The sequence below is a fragment of the Streptomyces olivochromogenes genome (assembly GCF_001514115.1).
Taxonomy (GTDB): domain Bacteria; phylum Actinomycetota; class Actinomycetes; order Streptomycetales; family Streptomycetaceae; genus Streptomyces; species Streptomyces olivochromogenes.
Genome location: NZ_KQ948473.1, coordinates 56,559 through 77,588, shown reverse-complemented (window position 1 = coordinate 77,588; position 21,030 = coordinate 56,559). Strand labels below are relative to the sequence as shown.

17 protein-coding genes, 1 tRNA gene and 1 pseudogene are annotated in these 21,030 nt (G+C 70.6%); 7 read left to right on the top strand and 12 right to left on the bottom strand.

The features are described 5' to 3' along the window. Positions 1–96: 96 nt before the first annotated feature. The 3 genes from AQJ27_RS41310 (at position 97) to AQJ27_RS41300 (ending at position 3,812) form a co-directional block, all read left to right on the top strand. On the top strand, positions 97–798 hold the full coding sequence (locus AQJ27_RS41310) for a response regulator transcription factor (RefSeq protein ID WP_067380965.1): 702 nt from the start codon (positions 97–99) through the stop codon (positions 796–798). Continuing rightward, a complete protein-coding gene (locus AQJ27_RS41305; RefSeq protein ID WP_067380962.1) occupies positions 795–2,177 on the top strand; it encodes a sensor histidine kinase in 1,383 nt (460 codons plus the stop codon). Before AQJ27_RS41310 ends, AQJ27_RS41305 begins: the two co-directional genes overlap by 4 nt. 153 nt (positions 2,178–2,330) lie before the next feature. Next, a complete protein-coding gene (locus AQJ27_RS41300) occupies positions 2,331–3,812 on the top strand; it encodes a glycoside hydrolase family 18 protein (RefSeq protein ID WP_067380959.1) in 1,482 nt (493 codons plus the stop codon). 17 nt (positions 3,813–3,829) lie between these two features. On the opposite strand, the gene AQJ27_RS41295 is transcribed toward AQJ27_RS41300, so the two are convergent. The 6 genes from AQJ27_RS41295 to AQJ27_RS41270 all read right to left on the bottom strand — a co-directional run bounded on the left by AQJ27_RS41295 (position 3,830) and on the right by AQJ27_RS41270 (position 10,851). Next, positions 3,830–4,561 (bottom strand): class I SAM-dependent methyltransferase, encoded by a 732-nt coding sequence (locus tag AQJ27_RS41295; RefSeq protein ID WP_067380956.1) that lies wholly within the window; start codon positions 4,559–4,561, stop codon positions 3,830–3,832. A 238-nt stretch (positions 4,562–4,799) separates the two neighbouring features. Further along, the gene (locus AQJ27_RS41290) at positions 4,800–5,843 is read right to left on the bottom strand and encodes a hypothetical protein (protein WP_067380953.1); all 1,044 of its coding nucleotides are present in this window, start codon (positions 5,841–5,843) and stop codon (positions 4,800–4,802) included. A gap of 166 nt (positions 5,844–6,009) precedes the next feature. Then, positions 6,010–7,446, bottom strand: coding sequence for a GH1 family beta-glucosidase (locus tag AQJ27_RS41285; RefSeq protein ID WP_067380950.1), 1,437 nt, complete (start codon positions 7,444–7,446; stop codon positions 6,010–6,012). A gap of 133 nt (positions 7,447–7,579) precedes the next feature. Continuing rightward, complete coding sequence (locus AQJ27_RS41280; RefSeq protein ID WP_067380947.1) at positions 7,580–8,488, bottom strand: carbohydrate ABC transporter permease; 909 nt, start codon at positions 8,486–8,488, stop codon at positions 7,580–7,582. Positions 8,489–8,500: 12 nt separating this feature from the next. Beyond that, positions 8,501–9,514: a carbohydrate ABC transporter permease gene (locus AQJ27_RS41275; RefSeq protein WP_067380944.1), complete on the bottom strand. Its 1,014-nt coding sequence runs from the start codon at positions 9,512–9,514 to the stop codon at positions 8,501–8,503. A gap of 5 nt (positions 9,515–9,519) precedes the next feature. Then, a complete protein-coding gene (locus AQJ27_RS41270; protein WP_067380940.1) occupies positions 9,520–10,851 on the bottom strand; it encodes an ABC transporter substrate-binding protein in 1,332 nt (443 codons plus the stop codon). 430 nt (positions 10,852–11,281) lie between these two features. Here AQJ27_RS41270 and AQJ27_RS41265 point away from each other — a divergent pair, with 430 nt between their 5' ends. Both AQJ27_RS41265 and AQJ27_RS41260 read left to right on the top strand, forming a co-directional pair. Continuing rightward, entirely contained in the window at positions 11,282–12,337 is a 1,056-nt protein-coding gene (locus AQJ27_RS41265; RefSeq protein WP_067380937.1) for a LacI family DNA-binding transcriptional regulator, read from the top strand. 36 nt (positions 12,338–12,373) lie between these two features. Then, on the top strand, positions 12,374–13,204 hold the full coding sequence (locus AQJ27_RS41260) for a serine/threonine-protein kinase (RefSeq protein ID WP_067380934.1): 831 nt from the start codon (positions 12,374–12,376) through the stop codon (positions 13,202–13,204). 2 nt (positions 13,205–13,206) lie between these two features. Here AQJ27_RS41260 and AQJ27_RS41255 read toward each other — a convergent pair whose 3' ends face one another. From AQJ27_RS41255 to AQJ27_RS41235, 5 genes and pseudogenes are all read right to left on the bottom strand, one after another. After that, positions 13,207–13,722: a GNAT family N-acetyltransferase gene (locus AQJ27_RS41255; protein ID WP_067380931.1), complete on the bottom strand. Its 516-nt coding sequence runs from the start codon at positions 13,720–13,722 to the stop codon at positions 13,207–13,209. Between the two features lie 113 nt (positions 13,723–13,835). Continuing rightward, positions 13,836–13,908: transfer RNA gene (locus AQJ27_RS41250), tRNA-His, on the bottom strand. 106 nt (positions 13,909–14,014) lie between these two features. Continuing rightward, on the bottom strand, positions 14,015–14,617 hold the full coding sequence (gene orn / locus AQJ27_RS41245; protein ID WP_067380928.1) for an oligoribonuclease: 603 nt from the start codon (positions 14,615–14,617) through the stop codon (positions 14,015–14,017). Positions 14,618–14,748: 131 nt separating this feature from the next. Further along, entirely contained in the window at positions 14,749–15,978 is a 1,230-nt protein-coding gene (locus AQJ27_RS41240) for a helix-turn-helix domain-containing protein (protein WP_067380925.1), read from the bottom strand. Positions 15,979–17,118: 1,140 nt separating this feature from the next. Continuing rightward, a pseudogene (locus AQJ27_RS41235) lies at positions 17,119–17,406 on the bottom strand (hypothetical protein); the annotation flags it as partial. A 343-nt stretch (positions 17,407–17,749) separates the two neighbouring features. On the opposite strand from AQJ27_RS41235, the gene AQJ27_RS41230 reads away from it, so the two are divergent. Then, positions 17,750–18,277 (top strand): universal stress protein, encoded by a 528-nt coding sequence (locus AQJ27_RS41230; protein WP_028803506.1) that lies wholly within the window; start codon positions 17,750–17,752, stop codon positions 18,275–18,277. 182 nt (positions 18,278–18,459) lie between these two features. Continuing rightward, positions 18,460–19,029, top strand: a complete 570-nt coding sequence (locus tag AQJ27_RS41225; protein ID WP_054232866.1) for an acetate uptake transporter — start codon at positions 18,460–18,462, stop codon at positions 19,027–19,029. 179 nt (positions 19,030–19,208) lie between these two features. On the opposite strand, the gene glmS is transcribed toward AQJ27_RS41225, so the two are convergent. Further along, positions 19,209–21,026, bottom strand: a complete 1,818-nt coding sequence (glmS, locus tag AQJ27_RS41220; RefSeq protein WP_067380922.1) for a glutamine--fructose-6-phosphate transaminase (isomerizing) — start codon at positions 21,024–21,026, stop codon at positions 19,209–19,211. Positions 21,027–21,030: the final 4 nt, after the last annotated feature.

Here is a 21,030-nt window from a genome sequence, read left to right as displayed (position 1 = left end):
CCCCACGGGTGTCTCCCGTGTCTCCGGACAGGGCGGCGGCCCGAGTTGTCCACAGGCACCGGACCGGCATCGCACAGATGGCGTACGGTGCGGCGCATGGCAAGTGTGCTCGTCGTCGAGGACGACCAGTTCGTACGCAGCGCTCTCATCCGGCATCTGACCGAAGCCGCACACACGGTGCGCAGTGTCGGCACCGCCCTTGAGGCGCTGCGCGAGGTTGCCCATTTCTCCTTCGACGTCGTCATCCTGGACCTCGGACTGCCCGATCTGGACGGGGCCGAGGCGCTGAAGATGCTGCGCGGTATCACCGACGTCCCGGTGATCATCGCCACCGCGCGGGACGACGAGACGGAGATCGTCCGCCTGCTGAACGACGGGGCGGACGACTATCTGACCAAGCCGTTCTCGGTCGAGCACCTGTCCGCGAGGATGGCCGCCGTCCTGCGCCGCTCGCGGGCGACAGGGGATACGCCCGCGTCGCCGGTCCTCCGGGTCGGCGGCCTGTCCATCGACCCGCTGCGCCGCCAGGCCGAGCTGGACGGCGCCCGACTGGACCTCACCCGGCGCGAGTTCGACCTGCTCGCGTTTCTCGCCGGGCGGCCCGGTGTCGTCGTCGCGCGCAAGGAACTGCTCGCCGAGGTGTGGCAGCAGTCGTACGGGGACGATCAGACCATCGACGTCCATCTGTCGTGGCTGCGCCGGAAACTGGGCGAGACGGCGGCGAGGCCGCGCTATCTGCACACGCTCCGCGGGGTCGGCGTGAAGCTGGAGCCGCCGAGCTTGGAGCCGCCGCGATGAGGTGGGCACTGGTCAAGGTGTGCGTGGCGGTGACCACGATGGTCGTGGTGGCCTTCGCGGTCCCCCTGGGCCTCGTCATCAAGGAGATGGCCAGGGACCGCGCCTTCTCGAACGCCGAGCGGCAGGCCGCGGCCATCGCGCCCGCGCTGTCCATCACCACCGACCGGGACCAGCTGGAGCGGGTCGTCGCCTCCGCCGGCTCGGACGACGGGATGGCCGTGCACATACCGGCGAGCGACGGCGCCAAGGCGGTCGACATCGGACGGCAGCGCGCCGCCGCCAAGGACATCGCGACCACACGCAACATCGGCCGGGCCTCCACCACCGAGGTCCCCGGCGGCTCCATCCTGCTCCAGCCCACCGCGCTGAGCTCCGGCGAGATCGCGGTCGTCGAGGTGTACGTCCCCGAGTCCGAGGTCAGCAACGGAGTCGGCACCGCCTGGGCGGTGCTCGCCGCGGTCGGGGTCGCGCTCATCATCGGCTCGGTCGCGGTCGCCGACCGGCTGGGGGTACGGATGGTGCAGCCTGCACAGCGGCTGGTCGAGGGCGCGCACGAGCTGGGCGAGGGGAAGCTCGGCGCGAGGGTGCCCGAGGAGGGGCCGAACGAACTGCGGCTGGCGGCGGTGGCGTTCAACTCGATGGCGGATCAGGTCGTACAACTCCTGGCGAACGAGCGGGAGCTGGCCGCTGATCTCTCGCACCGCCTGCGCACCCCGCTGACCGTGCTGCGCCTCAACACGGCCTCGCTCGGTGACGGGCCGGCCGCCGAGCAGACGCGGGCGGCGGTGGCGCAGTTGGAGCGGGAGGTCGACACGATCATCCGCACGGCCCGGGAGGCCAAGCCGCAGACGGCGGCGACCGTCATCGGCGCCGGGTGCGACGCGTCCGAGGTCGTCCGCGAGCGGATGGACTTCTGGTCGGCGCTCGCCGAGGACGAGGGGCGCAAGGTGCGGGTCGCGGGAGTGGACCGTCCCGTACGGATACCCGTCGCCCGGGCCGACCTCGTCGCCGCGCTCGACGCACTCCTCGGGAACGTGTTCCGGCACACCCCCGAGCGCACGGCCTTCGCGGTCGACGTGCACAACGGCGAGGACGCGGTGATCGTGCTGGTGTCGGACGCGGGCCCGGGCATCGTGGACCCGGAGGCGGCGATGGCGCGCGGGAAGGGTTCCGGGAGCGACGGTTCGACCGGCCTCGGCCTGGACATCGTGCGCCGGCTCGCGGAGTCGACGGGCGGGGACGTGCGGATCGGTTCGTCGGTGCTGGGCGGCACCGAGGTGCGCATATGGATCCAGCTGGACGGGCGGGCTCCGGTGCGGCGCGGGCACAGGGGGTCCGTGCGGCGTCGTAGGCGGGGCGTGGGCGCGAGCCGGGTGTGAAGCGAATTGGTCTCTACCTTTAACCGTCCCCGATGCCTTCCTTAAGCGCACCATAAGATCGCCAACGGGTGCCCCGATCAGGCCTTTTGCCCGGTTTCGGATCGCTAGCGTGCTGCCGCATCCCCCCGTGAACGGCGAAGGCAGGCACACGCGATGAGCACTACGCACCGGCGCAAGGTCAGTGGCAGGAACAAGGCGATAGGCGGGATCGTCGCCGCGGCCGTGGTCGGTGGTGGCGCCTTCCTGTTCTCCGGGACCGCGCTGGCGGCCGGCGTCGGTGCCGCGTACACCAAGACCAGTGACTGGTCGACGGGTTACACCGCGCAGTACGTCATCACCAACGACACCGGCCAGGCGAAGGGGGACTGGACGCTGGAGTTCGACCTGCCGTCGGGTGCCGGGCTCAGTTCGCTGTGGAACGGAACGTCGACGGTGAGCGGGCAGCACGTCACCGTCAAGCCGCCGTCCTGGGACAAGGACGGGCTGGCGGCCGGTGAGTCGGTCACCGTCGGCTTCGTCGTGAACGGCACCGCGGACCCGAAGGGCTGTGTCATCGACGGCGCCAAGTGCTCCGTGGACGACGGCGCGACGCCGGAGCCGAGCGGCCGCCCGACCCAGTCACCGACCCCGACACCCACCGCCACTCGGCCCCCCACGTCGACCCCGACCCCCACGTCCACTCCCACCTCGACGCCCACCCCCACTCCCTCCGCCTCGCAGACCACCGGCAGTGGCACGACGACCGGCGCGGGCTTCGCGCCGTACGTCGACACCTCCCTCTACCCTGCCTTCGACCTGGTCGGCAGCGCCACGGCCACCGGTGTGAAGGACTACAACCTGGCCTTCATCACCGACGGCGGCGGCTGTACGCCGAAGTGGGGCGGGGTGACCGACCTCGCCAGTGACGGCGTGGCGTCGCAGATCGGCGCGCTGCGGGCGAAGGGCGGCGACGTCCGGGTGTCCTTCGGCGGCGCCTCGGGCTCGGAGCTGGCGACGACCTGCTCGTCGGCGGACGCGCTGGCGGCGGCGTACGGGAAGGCCGTGGACGCGTACAACCTGACGAAGGTCGACTTCGACGTCGAGGGCGGCGCGCTGCCGAACACGACCGCGAACACGAACCGGGCGAAGGCGATCGCGAAGCTCCAGCAGCAACACCCGGGCCTGGACGTGTCCTTCACCCTCCCCGTCATGCCGGAGGGCCTGACCCAGGACGGCGTGAACCTGGTCTCCAACGCCAAGTCGAACGGCGTGAAGATCTCCGCGGTCAACATCATGGCGATGGACTACGGCCCCTCGTACAACGGTGACATGGGCACCTACGCCGAGCAGGCCGCCACCGCCACCCAGGCCCAGGTGAAGAGTGTCCTCGGGCTGTCGGACAGCGCGGCGTGGAAGACCGTCGCCGTCACCCCGATGATCGGGGTCAACGACGTCGCCGCCGAGACCTTCAAGGTCGAGGACGCGACCCAACTGGTCGACTTCGCCAAGTCGAAGGGCCTCGGCTGGCTCTCCATGTGGTCCGCCACCCGCGACAAGCAGTGCCCGGGCGGTGCGAAGAACTCCGCCGACGCGACCTGCAGCTCGGTCGTGCAGGACGCGGGCGCGTTCTCGAAGGCGTTCGGCGCGTACAAGTAGCCGACCCCGCCAGGGGGTCACCCGTCGCGGCGGAACAGGGCCGTCCAGAGGAAGGGCTCGCCGAAGAGCCCGGACTCGGGCGGCTCGTCGCGCATGCGGCGCAGTTCGACCTCGGTCAGGTCGGAGAAGACCCAGCGCAGGGACTCCGGTGTGTAGGCGAGTCCGCCGTGCAGTGCGGACTGCCGGTAGAAGGCCTCGTCGGGGAGTTCGGAACCCATCGCGCCGGCGGCGAAGCAGGTGAGGGCGAGGTGGCCGCCCGGGGCGAGGACGCGATCGAGCAGGGCGAGGTAGCTGATGCGGCGGTGCGGCGGCAGATGGTGGAAGCAGCCCGAGTCGTGGACGAGGTCGTACGGGCCGCCCCAGCCGGGGTCGGTGAGCGCGAACGCGTCACCGCAGTGGAAGCGGATCTCGGCCCCGGCCTCGCGCGCACGGTCCTCGGCCCACGCGATGGCCGTCGGGGAGAGGTCGACCGCGTCCACCTGGAAGCCCGCGGCGGCCAGATGAAGGGCGTTGCGCCCCGGCCCGCAGCCCAGATCGAGGGCGCGGCCCGGGGCGATCAGGTTCTTGTCGAGGTATCCGACCAGGTTCTCGTCCGGCTTCGCGACGAAGAACGGTACGGGCTTGGAGCGGTCGGCGTAGAAGCCGTCCCACCAGGCGGCGCCACCCGCCGTCCACCGATCGGCCCCCGGCTCGAACAGGCCGTCCAGCAGCTTCAGCACATCGTCGACGGTGCGTATGTTCCGGTCCATACGGTCCCCTTCCAGGATGGGGGGAACGGTAGGCCCGAAAGCCACGAAAGGCCAGGTCAGGGCGGATCCCTGGAGAGGCGTGAAGAGGCTTTGGGGGACCCGGGACGGGACGCCGCGTCCACCCCGCCGGGGGTGCGCCGCACGGTCACCCAGGCCCCCTTCGACAGGCGCGCCAGGGGCATTCCCGAAGGCGCCGAGGCCACTTTCTGCCGGGCCGACCCGCGGCGCCCGTTGTCGCTCAGGATGGCGTGGTTGGTGGCTGTAGTGCCCCCAGTATCCAGGGCACGTTCTCCTTCTTCGTCACGATGAGTACCGGGGCGTCGCCGTCCCGGCATTCCACCACCAGCGTGTCGGTGCCGTAGTTGCCGCCGTGCGGATCCGTCCAGTACGGCGGGCGTACTCGCTGAGGGGCCACGGTGGCGGGTACGGTCCGGCGGGCGAACTTGCCGGTCGGGTCCGGGGTCGTCACCAGAAGGCCTGGGCCGGCCACCAGATAGCCGCCCCCGCCATAGCGCTTGTCGCCGCCTTCGGCCAGCACGCCACCCTGGAAGCACTGCTCCGTCTCCGGGACCTTCGGCGTCACCACGACGGTGTCGTCACCGCTCCGGTGCCGCCGCCGCAGCAGCTGGTAGGCCCCGGCGCATCCGACCAGGACGAGGACCGCGGCCGACGCGGCGACCAGCAGCGGGGCGCCGACCCCGTCGACCGCCAGGGGCGCCACGACACCGGCGCAGACGAGGACGAGCAGGCCCGTCGCGGCGGGCGTGATCTGCCAGGGGTAGCTCCGGGGAGAGACGGCGGACACCCGCGACCACCAGAACACGCTCAGGACGATTCCCACGCCGAAGAGGCCGAGACCGAGGCCTCCGGCGTAGAAGAGCCGATAGCGGTCGCGGGGGTCGGCCTGCGTGTACCGGCGCCCGGCAGGGAAGTCGACGTACCGGATCTTCCCCCGCCACTGGGTGACCTGGACCCGCACCCCGGACCAGGCTTTCGGGGACTTCGGACCGGAATCGCTGATCCGCGTGCGGTCGCCCTTGCCGTCGGCCTCGGTGACGTAGAGCCAGTACGACGCCGACCTGTTGCCCGTCACCACTTCGGTGTGGTCGATCCGCGCGCCCACGGTACGCAGACAGTCCTCGGGACCCGTCGAGTCCCTCTCCTCGGGACAGGTGACCGCGGCCCTGAAGTCCCGTTCCTCGTGCCGGGCTCCGAGCATGGGCCCCAGCAGCAGCCACACCCCGATCAGCACCAGACAACCACCGAACACGATGGGCGGCACAACTCCCGGGCGACGCCCGCGTGGTGTCGGATCGTCGGGTCTCGGAGACGGTGGGGTGTCCTGAACTGGCGTCACCGCCCCATTCTGCTCGACCGCGTCGGGGGCGCGGCACCCCCCAGATGCCGCGCCCCCTCCCCCGCCTCCCCCGGACCATGGACTCCGTGGCCTACGCGGCGCCGGCCGACGCCGCCGGCGGCAGGGAACCCGTCCGCGCCACCTGCCCGTACCAGTGCGCGCTGGACTTGGGCGTACGGGCCAGGGTCGCGTAGTCGACGTACACCGCCCCGAACCGCTTGTCGTAGCCGTACGCCCACTCGAAGTTGTCCATCAGGGACCAGAGGTAGTAGCCCCGCACGTCCGCGCCGTCGGCGATCGCGCCGCGCACCGCCGCCAGATGGCCGTGCAGGTACGCGATGCGCTCGGGGTCGTGGACGCGGCCCTCCGGGTCCGGCTTGTCGTCGTAGGCCGCGCCGTTCTCCGTGATGTACAGCGGCAGCCCCGGGGCCTCCCGCGAGTAGCGCATGATCAGGTCGTGCAGGCCGGTCGGGTCGATCGTCCAGCCCATCTCCGTACGCTCGCCGGGAGTCTGGTGGAACGCGACGCCGTCCGCACCCGGCCACGGCGAGAAGGCACTCGCGCCGTGCCCGTCCGCGCGCGGGCCCTCCGCCGACTTCTCCGCCGCCGACACCAGCGCAGGGGTGTAGTAGTTCAGACCGAGCGCGTCGAGCGGCTGCTTGATCACCGCGAGGTCGCCGTCCAGGACGTACGACCAGTCCGTGATCGAGGAGGTCTCCGCGAACAGGCCCTCCGGGTAGGCGCCGTGCAGCATCGGGCCGTGGAAGACGCCGTTGGCCAGGTTGTCGATGCGCCGGACCGCCGCCAGGTCCGCCGGGGCCGGGGAAAGGGGCCTGACCACCGACGAGTTCAGGCTGACCGCGACCGTGTTGCGGGCCGGCATCGCGGACCTCAGCGCGGTGGTGCCCAGGCCGTGCGCCAGGTTCAGGTGGTGGGCGGCCTTGAGCGAGGCCGCCGCGTCCGTACGGCCCGGCGCGTGCACACCCGAGCCGTAGCCCAGGAACGCGCTGCACCACGGCTCGTTCAGGGTGATCCACTGCTCCACACGGTCGCCCAGCGCCTCGCCCACGATCTGCGCGTACTCGGCGAAACGGAACGCCGTGTCGCGCTCCGGCCAGCCGCCCGCGTCCTCCAGCTCCTGCGGGAGGTCCCAGTGGTAGAGGGTGACGGCCGGCTTGATGCCGTGCGAGAGCAGCTCGTCGACGAGGTGACGATAGAAGTCCAGGCCGCGCTGGACCGCGGGACCGCGGCCCGTCGGCTGCACCCGGGACCAGGAGACCGAGAAGCGGTACGCGGACAGGCCCAGCTCCGCCATCAGCGCCACGTCGTCCCGGTAGCGGTGGTAGTGGTCGACAGCGATGTCACCGGTCTCACCACCGGCGGTCTTGCCGGGCGTGTGGCTGAAGGTGTCCCAGATGGAGGGCGTACGGCCGTCCTCCCGCACCGCACCCTCGATCTGGTACGCGGAGGTCGCCGCGCCCCAGAGGAAGGCGGGGGGAAAGGTCACGGGCGATGCGGACTCAGGCATGGAAGCGCTCCCATAGGAGGTCGTGGAGACCGACAGTAAGAAGAAGAGGGGGAGGGGCGAGGGAGAGAGAAGAGGGGGAGGAGGGGCCGGGGCGGCGGTGGCCCGGCTCCCCTTCTCCCGCCGACGAACGAGGTCAGCCCTTGACGGCGCCCTGCATGATGCCGCCGACGATCTGCTTGCCGAACAGGGCGAAGACGAAGAGCAGCGGCAGCGTGCCGAGCAGCGCGCCCGCCATGATCAGGGACTGGTCGGGAGTGAAACCGCGGCCGAGTCCCGCGACCGCGACCTGCACGGTCGGGTTGCCGGTCTGGGTGAGCACCAGGAACGGCCACAGGAAGTCGTTCCACGTCTGCACGAACACCAGCATGCCTAGCACCGCCATGGCGGGCCGGGCGGCCGGGAACACCACGTGCCAGATCACCCGCCAGCTGCTCGCGCCGTCCACACGGGCCGCCTCGATCAGCTCGTCCGGCAGCGCCTGGATCAGGTACTGCCGCATGAAGAACACCCCGAACGCGCTCACCAGCGACGGGAAGATCACCGCCTGGAGCTGGTCCGTCCAGTCGAGCTTGGCGACCATCATGTAGAGCGGGATCACGCTGAGCTGCGGCGGCACCATCATCGTGCCGACGACGATCAGCATCAGGGCGCCCCGGCCCTTGAAGCGCAGCTTGGCGAAGGCGAACCCGGCGAGCGTCGACAGGAAGACGACGGTCACCGCGGAAACACCCGCCACGAACGTGGTGTTGACGAAGGCCTCGCCCAGATTGGCCTCCGTCCAGGCGACGTCGAGATTGTGGAAGAGGTTCGAGCCGAACCAGAACGGCGGCGGGGACTGCGCCAGCCGGTTGGTGTCGCGGGAGGCGGCGATCGCGGTCCACACCAGCGGGCCCAGCGAGCCGATCGTGAACAGCGCGAGGATGACGTACGCGAGGGGTCCCGCGTGCATCTGTCCGCCCGCGCGGGCCGACTTGGGGCGGCGCAGCCGCTTCGGCGGTTCGGGTACCGCGTCCGCCGGGGGTTTCGTCAGGGTCGTCGTCACGGCCGGTTCTCCTTAACTACTGGCGCGCAGCCGGCGCGAGATGACGTAATTGACGATCCCGATCACGATGAGGATCAGGAACATCGTCCAGGCGATCGCGGAGGCGCGGCCCAGGTGCTGGTTCACCCAGCCCTGCTCGTAGAGGTACAGGCCGAGTGTCTGGAACTGGTGCTCGGCGCCGCCGGAGGCTCCCTTGTTGGCGTCGAACAGCAGCGGCTCGCCGAAGACCTGGCTCGCTCCGATGGTCGAGACGACGACGGTGAACAGGATCGTCGGCCGCAGCGACGGCAGGGTCACGTGGAAGAACTGCTGCCAGCGGTTGGCCCCGTCGAGGGCCGCCGACTCGTACAGGTCGTGCGGGATCGCCTGCATCGCCGCCAGGTAGATCAGCGCGTTGTAGCCGGTCCAGCGCCAGATGACGATCGTCGAGACGGCGATCTGCGAGGGCCACTTGTCGTTCTGCCAGTCGATCTTGTCGAAACCGATGGCGTGCAGCGCCCAGTTGATCATGCCGTAGTCGCGGCCGAACAGCAGCACGAACACGAGCGAGGCGGAGGCGATCGACGTCGCGTACGGCGCGAGCATCATGACCCGGTAGAAGATCGAACCGCGCAGCCTGTAGTTGAGGATGTGGGCCAGGCCCATCGCCATCAGCAGCTGCGGGACGGTCGAGATGATCCCGATGGTCAGGGTGTTCTTCGCCGCGTTCCAGAAGAAGTCGTCGTCGAAGATGCGGGTGTAGTTGCGCAGGCCCGCCCACTGCATGTCGGTGGGCGCCGTCAGCTCCACCGTGTGCAGCGAGGCCCAGCCCGTGTAGATCAGCGGGAACAGGCCGAACGCGACGAACAGCAGGAAGAACGGGGAGACGAACGCGTACGGGCTCCACCGTATGTCCCGCTGCCAGCGGCGGGACATACGGTTGCGGCGCCGCTGTTCCTTCTCGTCGGGTACGGCGGCGGGCGGACGGCCCGGGGCCGCGCCCCCCTCCTCGGTGGGGGGCGCGGCGGTGTCGTGCCGGGTGGCCATACCGGTCACTTCTCCAGGTTGTTGTCGATGGTCTTGGTGGCCGTGTTCCAGGCCTCCGCGGCCGACTTGCCCTTCGTGACGAGGATGACGCCGTTGTCGGTCAGACCCTGCTGGATGATCTGGTCCTTCGGGCCGATCACCTGGGTCGGGATGGCCTTGGCGGCCTCGGCGAAGACCGTGCCGATCGGGGTGTCACCGGTCATCGTGTTCTTCGCGCCGGTCACCTGGGGCAGGCTGTAGGCACCGGGTGCGCTCGGGAAGCTGCCCTGCACGTTGAACAGCTTGGCCTGCTGAGCGGGCGCGGTCAGCCAGGTGACCAGCTTCTCGGCCTCCGTGACGTGCTTGCCGCTCTTGGGCACGGTCAGGAAGGTGCCGCCCCAGTTGCCGGACTTGGGCGCGGCGGCCACGTCCCACTTGCCCGCGGCGTCCGGCTTCGACTTGCCCTTGAGGTAGCCGAGCATCCACGGCGGGCAGGCCACCGCGGCGAACTTGCTGTTGGCGATCGTCGTGTCCCAGGCCGGCTGGAACTGCGTCTGCGCGCCGACCAGCCCCTCCGAGGCGGCCTTCGCGGTCAGGTCGAAGGCGGCCTTGATGGCCGGGTTCGTCTTGTAGATGACCTTGCCGGAGGAGTCGTAGAACTTCTCCTGCTCACTGCTGATGACCGCGTTGAGCAGACCACCGGGGGAGTCCATGAAGGTGGTGCCGCTGGGCGCCTTCCTCTTGTACGTCTCGCCCGCGGCGACGAGCTTGTTCCAGTCGCCCGCCCACAACTGCCCGACCTTGTCGCGGTCGGTGGGCAGGCCGGCCTGCTGGAAGAGGTCCTTGCGGTAGCAGATCGCCATCGGCCCGATGTCGGTGCCGAGTCCGATCGTCTGGCCGTCCTGGGTCGTGGCCTGCTGCCACTTCCAGTCCAGCCAGTTGGTCTTGCTCACGCCCGAGACCTTGGACAGGTCGACGAGCTTGCTCGCCTGGGTCCCCACGACCTCGGCGATGTTGCCGACTTCGACGGCCTGGACGTCCTGCAGGCCGCTGTTGGTGGTGAGGTGGTTGACGAGCGCCGGGTAGTAGTTCTCGTTGCGCTCGACGACGTTCTCGGCGATCTTGATGTTCGGGTTGAGCTTCTCGTACTCGGTGTAGAGGCCGGCCTCCTTGAATCCCTGAGTGCCGAAGAGACCCAAGGTGATCGTGGTCTTGCCCTTGCCTCCGCCCGTGTCGCTGCTGCTCCCACCGCTGCTTCCACCACTGTCGTCGGCGCAGCCGGCCAGCAGCCCTGTGGTCAGCGCGGCGACGGCCGCGAGGGCCCCCAGACTGCGGGACCGACGGGTGATCGTGCGCATTGCGTCCTCCTGTTGCCTGACGTGCCGACCCCCCGGCCAACTGCACTGTTGGGCCCGTTGTTTCTCGCTGCGGCTCGGGCGGGGAACGTGCGGGATGTGTATGTGTCAGGTACCGTGGGAGCGCTCCCACAGGTGATGTGTTGAAGAGTCGTCGGTTCGCGCGGGGGTGTCAAGGGAGCCGACGCGGAGAGATGCGTTCAGTTATCGGCCCGTTAGCTAACGCCGGGGGGACGGGCGGGAGGGGCGTCGCGGACGGTTGAAGTGGCGCGTGTCATTGGGGTATTGGCCCCGGCGGGACGGTCGGTCGACGGCCCCTGGCCGGGACGGGCGGAACCTCGTCCACGTACGGGTCGCCGAGGTCCGGGTGATGAACGGGACTGTTAGATTCCAGGCCAGTCGCGGAGCGCGCGACGTCGACGGGAGGCGGACCATGGCAAGCCACGGAGCGCGGGGCCGGGGAGGCGGCCGGCCGACCTTGGAAGAGGTCGCGGCACGCGCGGGCGTGGGCCGCGGCACGGTGTCCCGGGTCATCAACGGCTCCCCGAGGGTCAGCGACGCGACCCGCGCGGCCGTCGAGGCGGCGGTCGCCGAACTCGGCTACGTCCCGAACACGGCGGCACGCGCCCTCGCCGCCAACCGCACGGACGCGATCGCCCTCGTCGTCCCCGAGCCCGAGACCCGCTTCTTCGCGGAACCGTACTTCTCGGACATGCTGCGCGGCGTCGGCGCGGAGCTGTCCGACACCGAGATGCAACTGCTGCTGATCTTCGCGGGCAGCGACCGGGAGCGGCAGCGCCTCGCCCAGTACCTGGCCGCGCACCGCGTCGACGGCGTACTCCTCGTCTCCGTCCACGCCGACGACCCGCTGCCCGACCTCCTCTCCCAGCTGGAGATCCCGGCCGTGATCAGCGGTCGCCGCTCGGCGGACGAGACCCTGCCGTCCGTGGACTCCGACAACTACGGCGGCGGCCGCATGGCCGTCGAGCACCTGATCGCCCGGGGACGCCAAAGGATCGTCCACCTGGCGGGCCGCCTCGACGTCTTCGGCGCCCAGCGCCGCGTCGACGGCTACCGCGAGGGGTTGCGCGCGGCCGGACGCGAGGCGGACGACCGGCTGATCATTCCGGGCGACTTCACCGAGGAGGGCGGCCGGCGCGCGATGACCGAGCTGCTGGCCCGCTGCCCGGACCTGGACGCGGTGTTCGCGGGCTCGGACGTGATGGCGGCGGGCGCCCGCCAGGTCCTGCGCGAGCTGGGCCGCCGTATACCTGACGATGTCGCCCTCGTCGGCTACGACGACTCCGCCATCGCCCGCCACATGGACCCGCCCCTGACCAGCGTGCGCCAGCCGATCGAGGAGATGGGCCGCGCCATGATCGACCTGCTGCTCGGGGAGATCGCCGACCGCCGGCCCGCGGTCTCGCGCGGTCTGGAGAAGCGGCAGGTCGTGCTGCCGTCCGAACTGGTGGTACGGGCCTCGTCCTGACGCGCGGAAAGGCTTCGATAGGGCAATCTGATCGGTATGGTCCTCCACCCGTTGCTCGGAGTCGATGAAGTGCCCGCCATGGAGCCCTACCTGGGCAGGGTGGGGGAGGTGTTCCAAGCGTTCCGGGAACAGGACTCGGGGTGCGTGTCGTACGGCGTCCGGCTGCTCGACGGGGCGCGCTGGTTCGTCAAGGAGGCGGTGACCGACCACGGCCGGCACTCGCTCGAACGCGCCTGGGCCTTCCACCGGGCCGTGCGGCACCGGGCGATCGTCCCGCAGGTCCACCGCATCTCCGTGGGGCGCGGCGGTGCGGCGGTGGTGATGCCCTGGCGGGAGGGCGAGGTGCTGTACCCGGCGATGGTGGGCGGACCGCGCGACCGTACGGGCCCCGGCAGCCCCATGGCCCGCTTCCGCGCCCTGCCGATCTCCCGCGTCCTCGCCGCCTTCGAACGCGTCCTCGACGCCCATCTCGCGGTGGAGGTCGCCGGGCATGTCGCGGTCGACTTCTACGACGGCGCGCTGCTCTACGACTTCGGGGGCGACGTCGTCCACCTGGTCGACCTCGACGAGTACCGGCCGGGCCCGTTCGTGGTCGAGGAGGAACGCCTGCCGGGTTCGCGCCGGTTCATGGCCCCCGAGGAGTTCGAGTGCGGGGCCGTGATCGACACCCGTACGACGGTCTTCACCCTGGGCCGCACCGCCCGGCTCCTGCTGGACGCGGGCGACGAGGAACGCGCCTGGCGGGGCACCCCGGCCCAGCAGGCGGTGATCGTCCGGGCGACCCGGTCCGACCCCGAGGAACGCTTCGAGGACGTCCACCGGTTCGCCGACGCGTGGCGCGCCGCCAATAGCCCGCACGGGAACTGAGGTCACCGCCGCAGCGGCAGCTCCCACCGGACCTCGCCGTCCTGGTACCGGTCGGTCGGGCCCAGCCCGGCGGCCGCGGCGACGGCCGCGGAGGCCCGGTGGTCGGGGTGGACGTGCGCGACGACCGTACGGACGCCGGGCTCCTCGCCCAACCGGCCGACCAGCCCCCGCGCCGCCTCCCCGGCGAACCCCCGCCCCTGCCAGGGCGTGCCCACCACCCAGGCGATCTCCGCGACCTCCCCGGTGACCGTCGCCTGGACCGTACCGACGAGACATCCCTCCTCGCGCAGCCGCAGTACCCAGTTGCACCAGACGACGGCCGGGTCGGGGGAGCCCGCGACGAGGCGTTCATAGCGTGAACGCAAGGCCTCGGGAGTGGCGGGTGCGCCGCCGATGAACGTGTGCAGCGCCGGGTCGGACAGCACCTTGGCCATTTCCCCGGCATGTTCGACGCGGAGGGGAAGGAGATCGAGACGGGCGGTGCGCAGAGTGTGGGCGGGGAGGCGGGGCGGAGGCATTGGGTGAGCCTAGAGGGCGCGCCGGACAGGCGCGGACCCGGCTGTACGCCCGCACGACTCGCCGTACGACTGAGGCCCGGTCCGCTTGTGCGGACCGGGCCTCAGTCGATCAGGGTGAGTGACGGGACTTGAACCCGCGACATCCTGGACCACAACCAGGTGCTCTACCAGCTGAGCTACACCCACCACGACCGGTCTTGGTTTCCCTGACCGGCCGAGAAAAAGTGTACAGGGTCCGAAGGGGTGCTCGCGCCAGACTTTCTCCGGGGTCCCTCGGGGCCCCGGACATGCGTCATTCGGCGGGCAGCACGTGCTTCGCCGCGATGGTGCGGGCGGTGTCCGAGTCGGGGCCGGGCTGCGGGACGAAGATCGCCTCGCGGTAGTAGCGGAGCTCCGCGATGGATTCGCGGATGTCGGCGAGGGCACGGTGGTTGCCGTTCTTCTCCGGGCTGTTGAAGTAGGCCCGGGGGTACCAGCGGCGGGCCAGCTCCTTCACCGAGGAGACGTCCACGATGCGGTAGTGGAGGTAGTCCTCGAGGGCCGGCATGTCGCGGGTCAGGAAACCCCGGTCCGTGCCGACCGAGTTTCCGCACAGCGGGGCCTTGCCCGGCTCCTTGACGTGCTCACGTACGTAGGCGAGGACCTGTGCCTCGGCGTCGGCCAGGGTCGTGCCCTCGGCCAGTTCGTCGAGGAGGCCGGAGGCCGTGTGCATCTGGCGCACCACGTCCGGCATCGTCTCCAGCGCCCGCTCCGGCGGGCGGATCACGATGTCCACCCCTTCGCCGAGCACGTTCAGTTCCGAGTCGGTGACCAGCGCGGCCACCTCGATGAGTGCGTCCTCCGACAGCGAGAGCCCGGTCATCTCGCAGTCGATCCACACCATGCGATCGTTCATGGCCCTAACCCTACGGCGCGCCCAGGCGCACGGGCAGATCCGGGACGGCGGTGACCTGCGTGGTGGCCGGGTACGGGGGCGGCCCGGGACCCTGGTCGGGTCCCGGGCCGCCCCCGTCTCGCGTCATCGCCTCAGGGCGCGCTGCGCTGCCCCGGCAGGCGCCCGGCCGCGTACAGCTCGGTGCCCGTCTTGCCCGGCTCCGTCGACAGGGACGTCGACGGGCCCAGGGCGGTGGCGGCCGCCGTGCGGCGGGTCTGCAGCGGCACCGGGCTCTCCTGGTTCAGGACGGGCGACGGCCCGGCCTGGCCCGCGGAGCCGTCCACGTCCGACGGCCGTTCCGACTGCGGCCTGCGCGCGCGGTACGCCGCCCGGTACGCGGCCGGGGACGAGCCGAGCTGGCGCCGGAAGTGACCCCGCAGCGCGACCGGCGAACGGAAGCCGCAGCGTCCGGCGACCTCGTCGACCGAGTAGTCGGAGGTCTCCAGCAGCCGCTGCGCCTGCAGGACGCGCTGAGTGATCAGCCACTGCAGGGGAGCGCTCCCCGTGAGCGAGCGGAACCGGCGGTCGAAGGTGCGGCGGCTCATGTACGCGCGTGCCGCCAGCGTCTCGACGTCGAACTGCTCGTGGAGGTGCTCCAGCGCCCAGGCGACGACCTCCGCGAGGGGGTCGGCGCCGATCTCCTCTGGTAAAGATCGATCGAGATAGCGCTCCTGACCGCCGCTCCGGCGCGGGGGCACGACAAGACGGCGGGCCAGCGCGCCGGCCGCCTCGTTGCCGTGGTCCGTCCGCACGATGTGGAGACAGAGATCGATTCCGGCCGCCGTACCCGCGGAGGTCAGTACGTCTCCGTCGTCCACGAAGAGTTCTCGCGGGTCGACGTGGACCGACGGGTAGCGCTTGGCCAGCGTCGGTGCGTACATCCAGTGGGTCGTCGCCGGTCGGCCGTCCAGCAGTCCGGCGGCGGCCAGCACGAAGGCGCCGGTGCACAGTCCGACTATGCGGGCTCCCTCCTCGTGCGCCCGGCGCAGCGCGTCGAGCGCCTCCTCCGGTGGCGGAGAGGTGATCGAACGCCAGGCCAGCACCACGACGGTGCCCGCCCGCGAGATCGCCTCCAGGCCATGCGGCGCGGTGAGTTCCAGGCCCCCTGTGGTCCGCAGCGGGCCTTCTTCGCCGCCGCACACCAGAAGTCGGTAGCGCGGCACGCCGGCGTCCTGGCGGTCAATCCCGAACACCGACAGCGGTATGGAACTCTCGAAGATGGGGCCGCCGCTGAACAGCAGCACCGCGACGATCTCCTTGCGGCGTCGCCCGGAAAGTTTCCGGGCCGCGGCTTCCGGCGCGGCAGTGGAGTCGTGGCTCATACTGCTAAGCCCCCCTCGGTGGTCGCGGCTCCTCGGTTGTGTCGCTCCTGCACGTTTCCCCTCGGTCCTGCACGAGTCCCCCGCCGTAAGACAGTCAAGATCGAATCTACTGTGTCCCGTGGCGCCAAGGTGACCAGTTCGGCAGTCGGCAGAATGTCGACATGGCAACTTGGCGTGAAGCATTCGATCACGAAGCGTTGCACTCGTGGGCCTTGCAGGGAAGTGCGCCTCGTGTCAGTGGCCAATCCCCATAGGGTGCGCGCGCCCTCCAGAGGGCTTTCGGTGCAGGTGGAACGCGGGTTGGGGGGTCGTTCGAGCAAGGGATGCGCGGGTGACCGAAGTTGGCTGAAAAGAAGCGGGGGCGTGCGCGCAAACCGGTCAGTCAACCGGCTTCTTTCCTCCGCCGTGACGGCCGCCCCTGTGCGCCCCCGAGCCACTACTGCCCCGCAAGCCGTTCATGATGTGCGAGTCGGCCAAATCCTGCGTGCCACGGTGCCGTGCGGGGCGCTCGAGCGGGACGCCGCCGCGAGGGACGTCGGGCTGTGTGTCCTGGTCGCGTGTGTCCCGGTCCCGGGCGTCCCGGACGCGGGTGTCCGGATCCTGTGCGTCCTGTTTCCAGTCGCTCGGGTCCCACGTGATCAGGTTCTGCGGGGCGCGGTCCCAGGTGATCAGGTTCTCCGGGTGCCCCTCTCGTTCGGCCAGGTTTCCCGGGGTCCGGCCCTGTCCGGTCGGGTTCGCCGTGTCGTGGGCTTGCGCGCCGGGCTCGCGTCCGTCCGGATCCCGGCCGTCCGGATTCTGCGTGTCCCGGTCCCGTGTGTTCCGGTCACGTTCGTTCCGGTCCCGTGCGTCCCGGTCCCGGGCGTCCCCGTCCCCCGTGTTCCGGTCCTGCGCGGCGCGGCTCTGGTCGCTGCGGGCCCCGGTGCCGGGGCTCCGTGCGCCGGGGGTGGTCCCCTCGGCGTGGGCCGTCTCGCCGTGGGCCCCGCCACCGCCCTCCCGCGGGCCGCCTCCCCTCTCCGCGCCGCCCGCTCCTCTCCGGCCCCCGCGGCCCCCGTCGCCGTGATCCCGGGTGCCGGGGTCTCCCTCCCCGCGGGCCGCCTCGGTGCGACCCCGGCGGCCACGCCCGGGGCGGCCGTGGTGGTGGTGCGCGGCGCCGTGGTGGCCGCTCCTGCTGTGCCGGGCCCGGGGCGGGGCCGGCTCATCCGCGCGGAGGCGGGCCGCGACGCGCTCGGACTGACGCAGGAGGACCAGACAGGCACCGGTCACGGCCGCCAGGCCCAGCGCCGTACCGGCCGCGCCGGCGAGGGAGGTGCCGAACCCGACGAGGACGACGGGGACCAGGACACAACTGAAGGCCGCCCACCGCACCACCTCGCTCGCCGTGTCCGGCCCGGGCGACGCGGCGGGCGCCGGGGAGGAGGGGTGGGACACGGTCTCTGGTCCTGGCACGGTCTGGCTCCCTGGTTCCCTGGTACTCCAGTGCTCTCCATGGCGGTGGCTCATCGGTTCAACGCGTGTTCGACCCGCCGGTCACCTACGAAAGGCCTCGAGCCTGGGTGAACCCTGTGCAAACCGCCTGTACGGGGCAGCAACCATTGCGTTAAGGGCGCCTCTCATGCATGCTCCGGGGAACGCCGCGCAGTGCGCGCGAGATCTGGGCAGAGGAGGCGTGCCGCCGTACCCTTGGGGGTATGGGGTTGGGAAGATGATTCCCGGACACAGCTCTGCCGCACGTTGTCGTCCCCACCACGAGGATCTAAACGCCGAGATACCCATGGCCGGTCACGAATTCTTCGATCCCGCGAACCGCAAGCGCCCGCTCGCCGATCCCACGGCGGCCGAGCCCCTGGCGGCGGAAGAACCCCGCCAGTCCTGCGATCCCGCCTTCAAGCACGGCGTCGTCGTCGGTTTCGACGGCTCGACGTCCAGCGAGCGCGCCCTCGCCTACGCGATCGGCATGGCCCACCGCTCCGGCTCGGGCCTGATCATCGTGCATGTCGCGAACCGGCTGCCCACCACGGTGTGGGCGGGCTGTGAACCACCGGTCTTCGTCGACGTGCCCGACCACCGCACCGAGGTGCTCGGCCTCGAACTCGCGTGTGCCGAATATCTGGCCGAGGTGCCCTGGATCCTCGTCGAGCGCGGCGGTGACATCTGTCACGAACTCGAAGAGGTCGGGCGGGAGTACGAGGCGGACGCGATCGTCGTCGGCTCCACGCACGGCATCGTCGGGCGCATCTTCGGCTCGGTGGCCGGACGGCTCGCGAAGCGTGCGCAGCGCCCGGTGATCGTCATCCCCTGACACATCCTCCGACGCATCCCCTGACCTACCGTCAACTCCCTTTGGCGGGTGCCTGGAACGGCATGAATCTACTCGCGCGTAGAGGTGGTTTGTGCCCTTGTGAAGGGTACATACCGGTCACCGGACCAACCGCACGGCCGGTACCACGCAGCACAACTGCACATGCATGAAGGGAGCCCGCCGTGGACAAAGACGTCTCCGCGGGAAGCATCACCTCGACCCTCGGCCACCTCGCGCTCGGCCTCACCCTGTTGCTCTTCGGCCTCGGTAACACCCAAGTGATCGACGGCGTGACAGCGGCCGACTCCGTCTCCCTCGCCACCTATGTCGGTGGCATCGCGCTCTTCGTGGCCGGGCTCTTCGCGTTCCGCGACCACGACGCCTTCACCGGTACGGCCTTCACGGCGCTCGGTGCGTTCTGGTTCACCTGGGGCGTCACGGCCGGCACGCAGATGTCCGCCAACGCGACCGGTCTCTTCCTGCTCCTGTTCGCGCTCGTCGCGCTCAGTCTGACCGCCGGCGCGAGCGGCGCGCCCCTTCTCACCCGGGGAACGTACGCGCTGCTCTTCGTCGCCCTTCTCCTGCTGGCCGTCGGGCAGTTCGGCGACAGCGGAGGTCTGGGGAAGGTCGGCGGCTGGTTCGCCGTCGCGGGCGGAGCGCTCGCCTGGTACGGGGCCACGGCGGCCATGGCTCACTGGCCCACCGCACTGCCCGGACGCGCCGCCGGCCGGGGGGTGACGGCCACCGGCTGAAGTCGGCGCGGGCCGGGGCATGGGCGGCCCCGGCCCCCTGAAGGAACGGGTCCCTGTGCGGTGGTGGCGTGCACAGGGACCCGTTCTCGCCCTTTGCGCCTAAACCGGCGCCGCTCTCGCGGAGGTGGTTGCGCGCCGCGGGGGTTCCTCAGTTGTCGCTTCGGTGGGCTGGTGGACTTTTACTCCACCGTCACCGACTTGGCCAGGTTGCGCGGCTTGTCGATGTCACGGCCCAGAGCCAACGCCGTGTGGTAGGCGAGGAGTTGGAGCGGGATGCCCATGAGGATCGGGTCCAGCTCGTCCTCGTTCTTCGGGACGACGATCGTCTGGTCGGCCTTCTCCTGCTCCTGGTGCGCCACCGCGAGGATCCGGCCGCTGCGGGCCTTGATCTCCTCCAGGGCGGCGCGGTTCTTCTCCAGGAGGTCGTCGTCGGGGACGATCGCGACCGTGGGCAGCGCCGGCTCGATGAGCGCCAGCGGGCCGTGCTTGAGCTCGGAGGCCGGGTAGGCCTCGGCGTGGATGTACGAGACCTCCTTGAGCTTCAGGGAGGCCTCACGGGCCACCGGGTAGCCCCGGACGCGGCCGATGAAGAGCATCGAGCGGGCCTCGGCGTACTCCTCGGCCAGCTTCTTGATCTCGTCCTCCTGCTCCAGGATCTCGGAGATCTGCGCGGGCAGCCGGCGCAGGCCCTCGATGATCCGCTTGCCGTCGCGGACCGACAGGTCGCGGGTGCGGCCGAGGTGCAGGGCGAGCAGCGCGAACGCGACGGTCGTGTTGGTGAAGCACTTCGTCGAGACGACGCAGACCTCGGGGCCCGCGTGGACGTACATGCCGCCGTCCGCCTCGCGGGCGATCGCCGAGCCGACGACGTTGACCACACCGAGCACCCGCGCGCCCTTGCGCTTCAACTCCTGCACGGCGGCCAGTACGTCGTACGTCTCACCGGACTGGGACACGGCCACGTACAGGGTGTCGGGGTCGACGACCGCGTTGCGGTAGCGGAACTCGGAGGCCGGCTCGGCGTCCGCGGGGATGCGGGCGAGCTCCTCGATCATCTGGGCGCCGATCATGCCCGCGTGGTACGAGGTGCCGCAGCCGAGGATCTTCACACGGCGGATCTGGCGTGCCTCACGGGCGTCCAGGTTCAGGCCACCGAGGTGCACGGTGGAGAACCGGTCGTCGATGCGGCCGCGCAGCACCCGGTCCACGGCCTCGGCCTGCTCGTGGATCTCCTTGTGCATGTACGTGTCGTGGCCGCCCATGTCGTACGAGGCCGCCTCCCACTCCACGGTGGTCGGCTCGGAGGTCGTACGGGTGCCCTCGGTGGTGTACGTACGGAAGTCGTCGGCCTTGAGGGTGGCCATCTCGCCGTCGTCCAGGGTCACTATCTGGCGGGTGTGGGTGACCAGGGCGGCGATGTCCGAGGCGACGAACATCTCCTTCTCGCCGATGCCGAGGACGACCGGGGAGCCGTTGCGGGCCACCACGATGCGGTCGGTGAAGTCGGCGTGCAGGACCGCGATGCCGTACGTGCCCTCGATCACCCGCAGTGCGTCGCGGACCTTGTCCTCGAGCTTCTCGGCCTGGGAGCGGGCGATCAGGTGGGTGAGGACCTCGGTGTCGGTCTCCGAGAGGAACTCGACGCCGTCCGCCTCGAGCTTCTTGCGCAGGTCGGAGGCGTTGTCGATGATGCCGTTGTGGACGACCGCGACCTTGCTGTCGGCGGACATGTGGGGGTGCGCGTTCACGTCGGAGGGGGCGCCGTGGGTGGCCCAGCGGGTGTGGGCGATGCCGGTGGTGCCCTTGAAGCGTGCGGGGACCTTGGCCTCCAGGTCACGGACCCGGCCCTTGGCCTTGACCATCTTCAGACCGGTCGACTTCGGCGTCGTGACGACGATGCCCGCCGAGTCGTAGCCGCGGTACTCCAGGCGCTGGAGGCCTTCGAGCAGCAGCGGTGCCACGTCACGCCTGCCGATGTATCCGACGATTCCGCACATATAT

Coding starts and splice junctions, on each gene's coding strand:
- AQJ27_RS41305 (WP_067380962.1), top strand. CDS start 795: ATGAGGTGGGCACTGGTCAAGGTGTGCGTGGCGGTGACCACGATGGTC.
- AQJ27_RS41285 (WP_067380950.1), bottom strand. CDS start 7,446: ATGCCTGAGTCCGCATCGCCCGTGACCTTTCCCCCCGCCTTCCTCTGG.
- AQJ27_RS41310 (WP_067380965.1), top strand. CDS start 97: ATGGCAAGTGTGCTCGTCGTCGAGGACGACCAGTTCGTACGCAGCGCT.
- AQJ27_RS41240 (WP_067380925.1), bottom strand. CDS start 15,978: ATGAGCCACGACTCCACTGCCGCGCCGGAAGCCGCGGCCCGGAAACTT.
- AQJ27_RS41275 (WP_067380944.1), bottom strand. CDS start 9,514: ATGGCCACCCGGCACGACACCGCCGCGCCCCCCACCGAGGAGGGGGGC.
- AQJ27_RS41260 (WP_067380934.1), top strand. CDS start 12,374: ATGGTCCTCCACCCGTTGCTCGGAGTCGATGAAGTGCCCGCCATGGAG.
- AQJ27_RS41300 (WP_067380959.1), top strand. CDS start 2,331: ATGAGCACTACGCACCGGCGCAAGGTCAGTGGCAGGAACAAGGCGATA.
- orn (WP_067380928.1), bottom strand. CDS start 14,617: ATGAACGATCGCATGGTGTGGATCGACTGCGAGATGACCGGGCTCTCG.
- AQJ27_RS41230 (WP_028803506.1), top strand. CDS start 17,750: ATGGCCGGTCACGAATTCTTCGATCCCGCGAACCGCAAGCGCCCGCTC.
- AQJ27_RS41255 (WP_067380931.1), bottom strand. CDS start 13,722: ATGCCTCCGCCCCGCCTCCCCGCCCACACTCTGCGCACCGCCCGTCTC.
- AQJ27_RS41265 (WP_067380937.1), top strand. CDS start 11,282: ATGGCAAGCCACGGAGCGCGGGGCCGGGGAGGCGGCCGGCCGACCTTG.
- AQJ27_RS41270 (WP_067380940.1), bottom strand. CDS start 10,851: ATGCGCACGATCACCCGTCGGTCCCGCAGTCTGGGGGCCCTCGCGGCC.
- glmS (WP_067380922.1), bottom strand. CDS start 21,026: ATGTGCGGAATCGTCGGATACATCGGCAGGCGTGACGTGGCACCGCTG.
- AQJ27_RS41295 (WP_067380956.1), bottom strand. CDS start 4,561: ATGGACCGGAACATACGCACCGTCGACGATGTGCTGAAGCTGCTGGAC.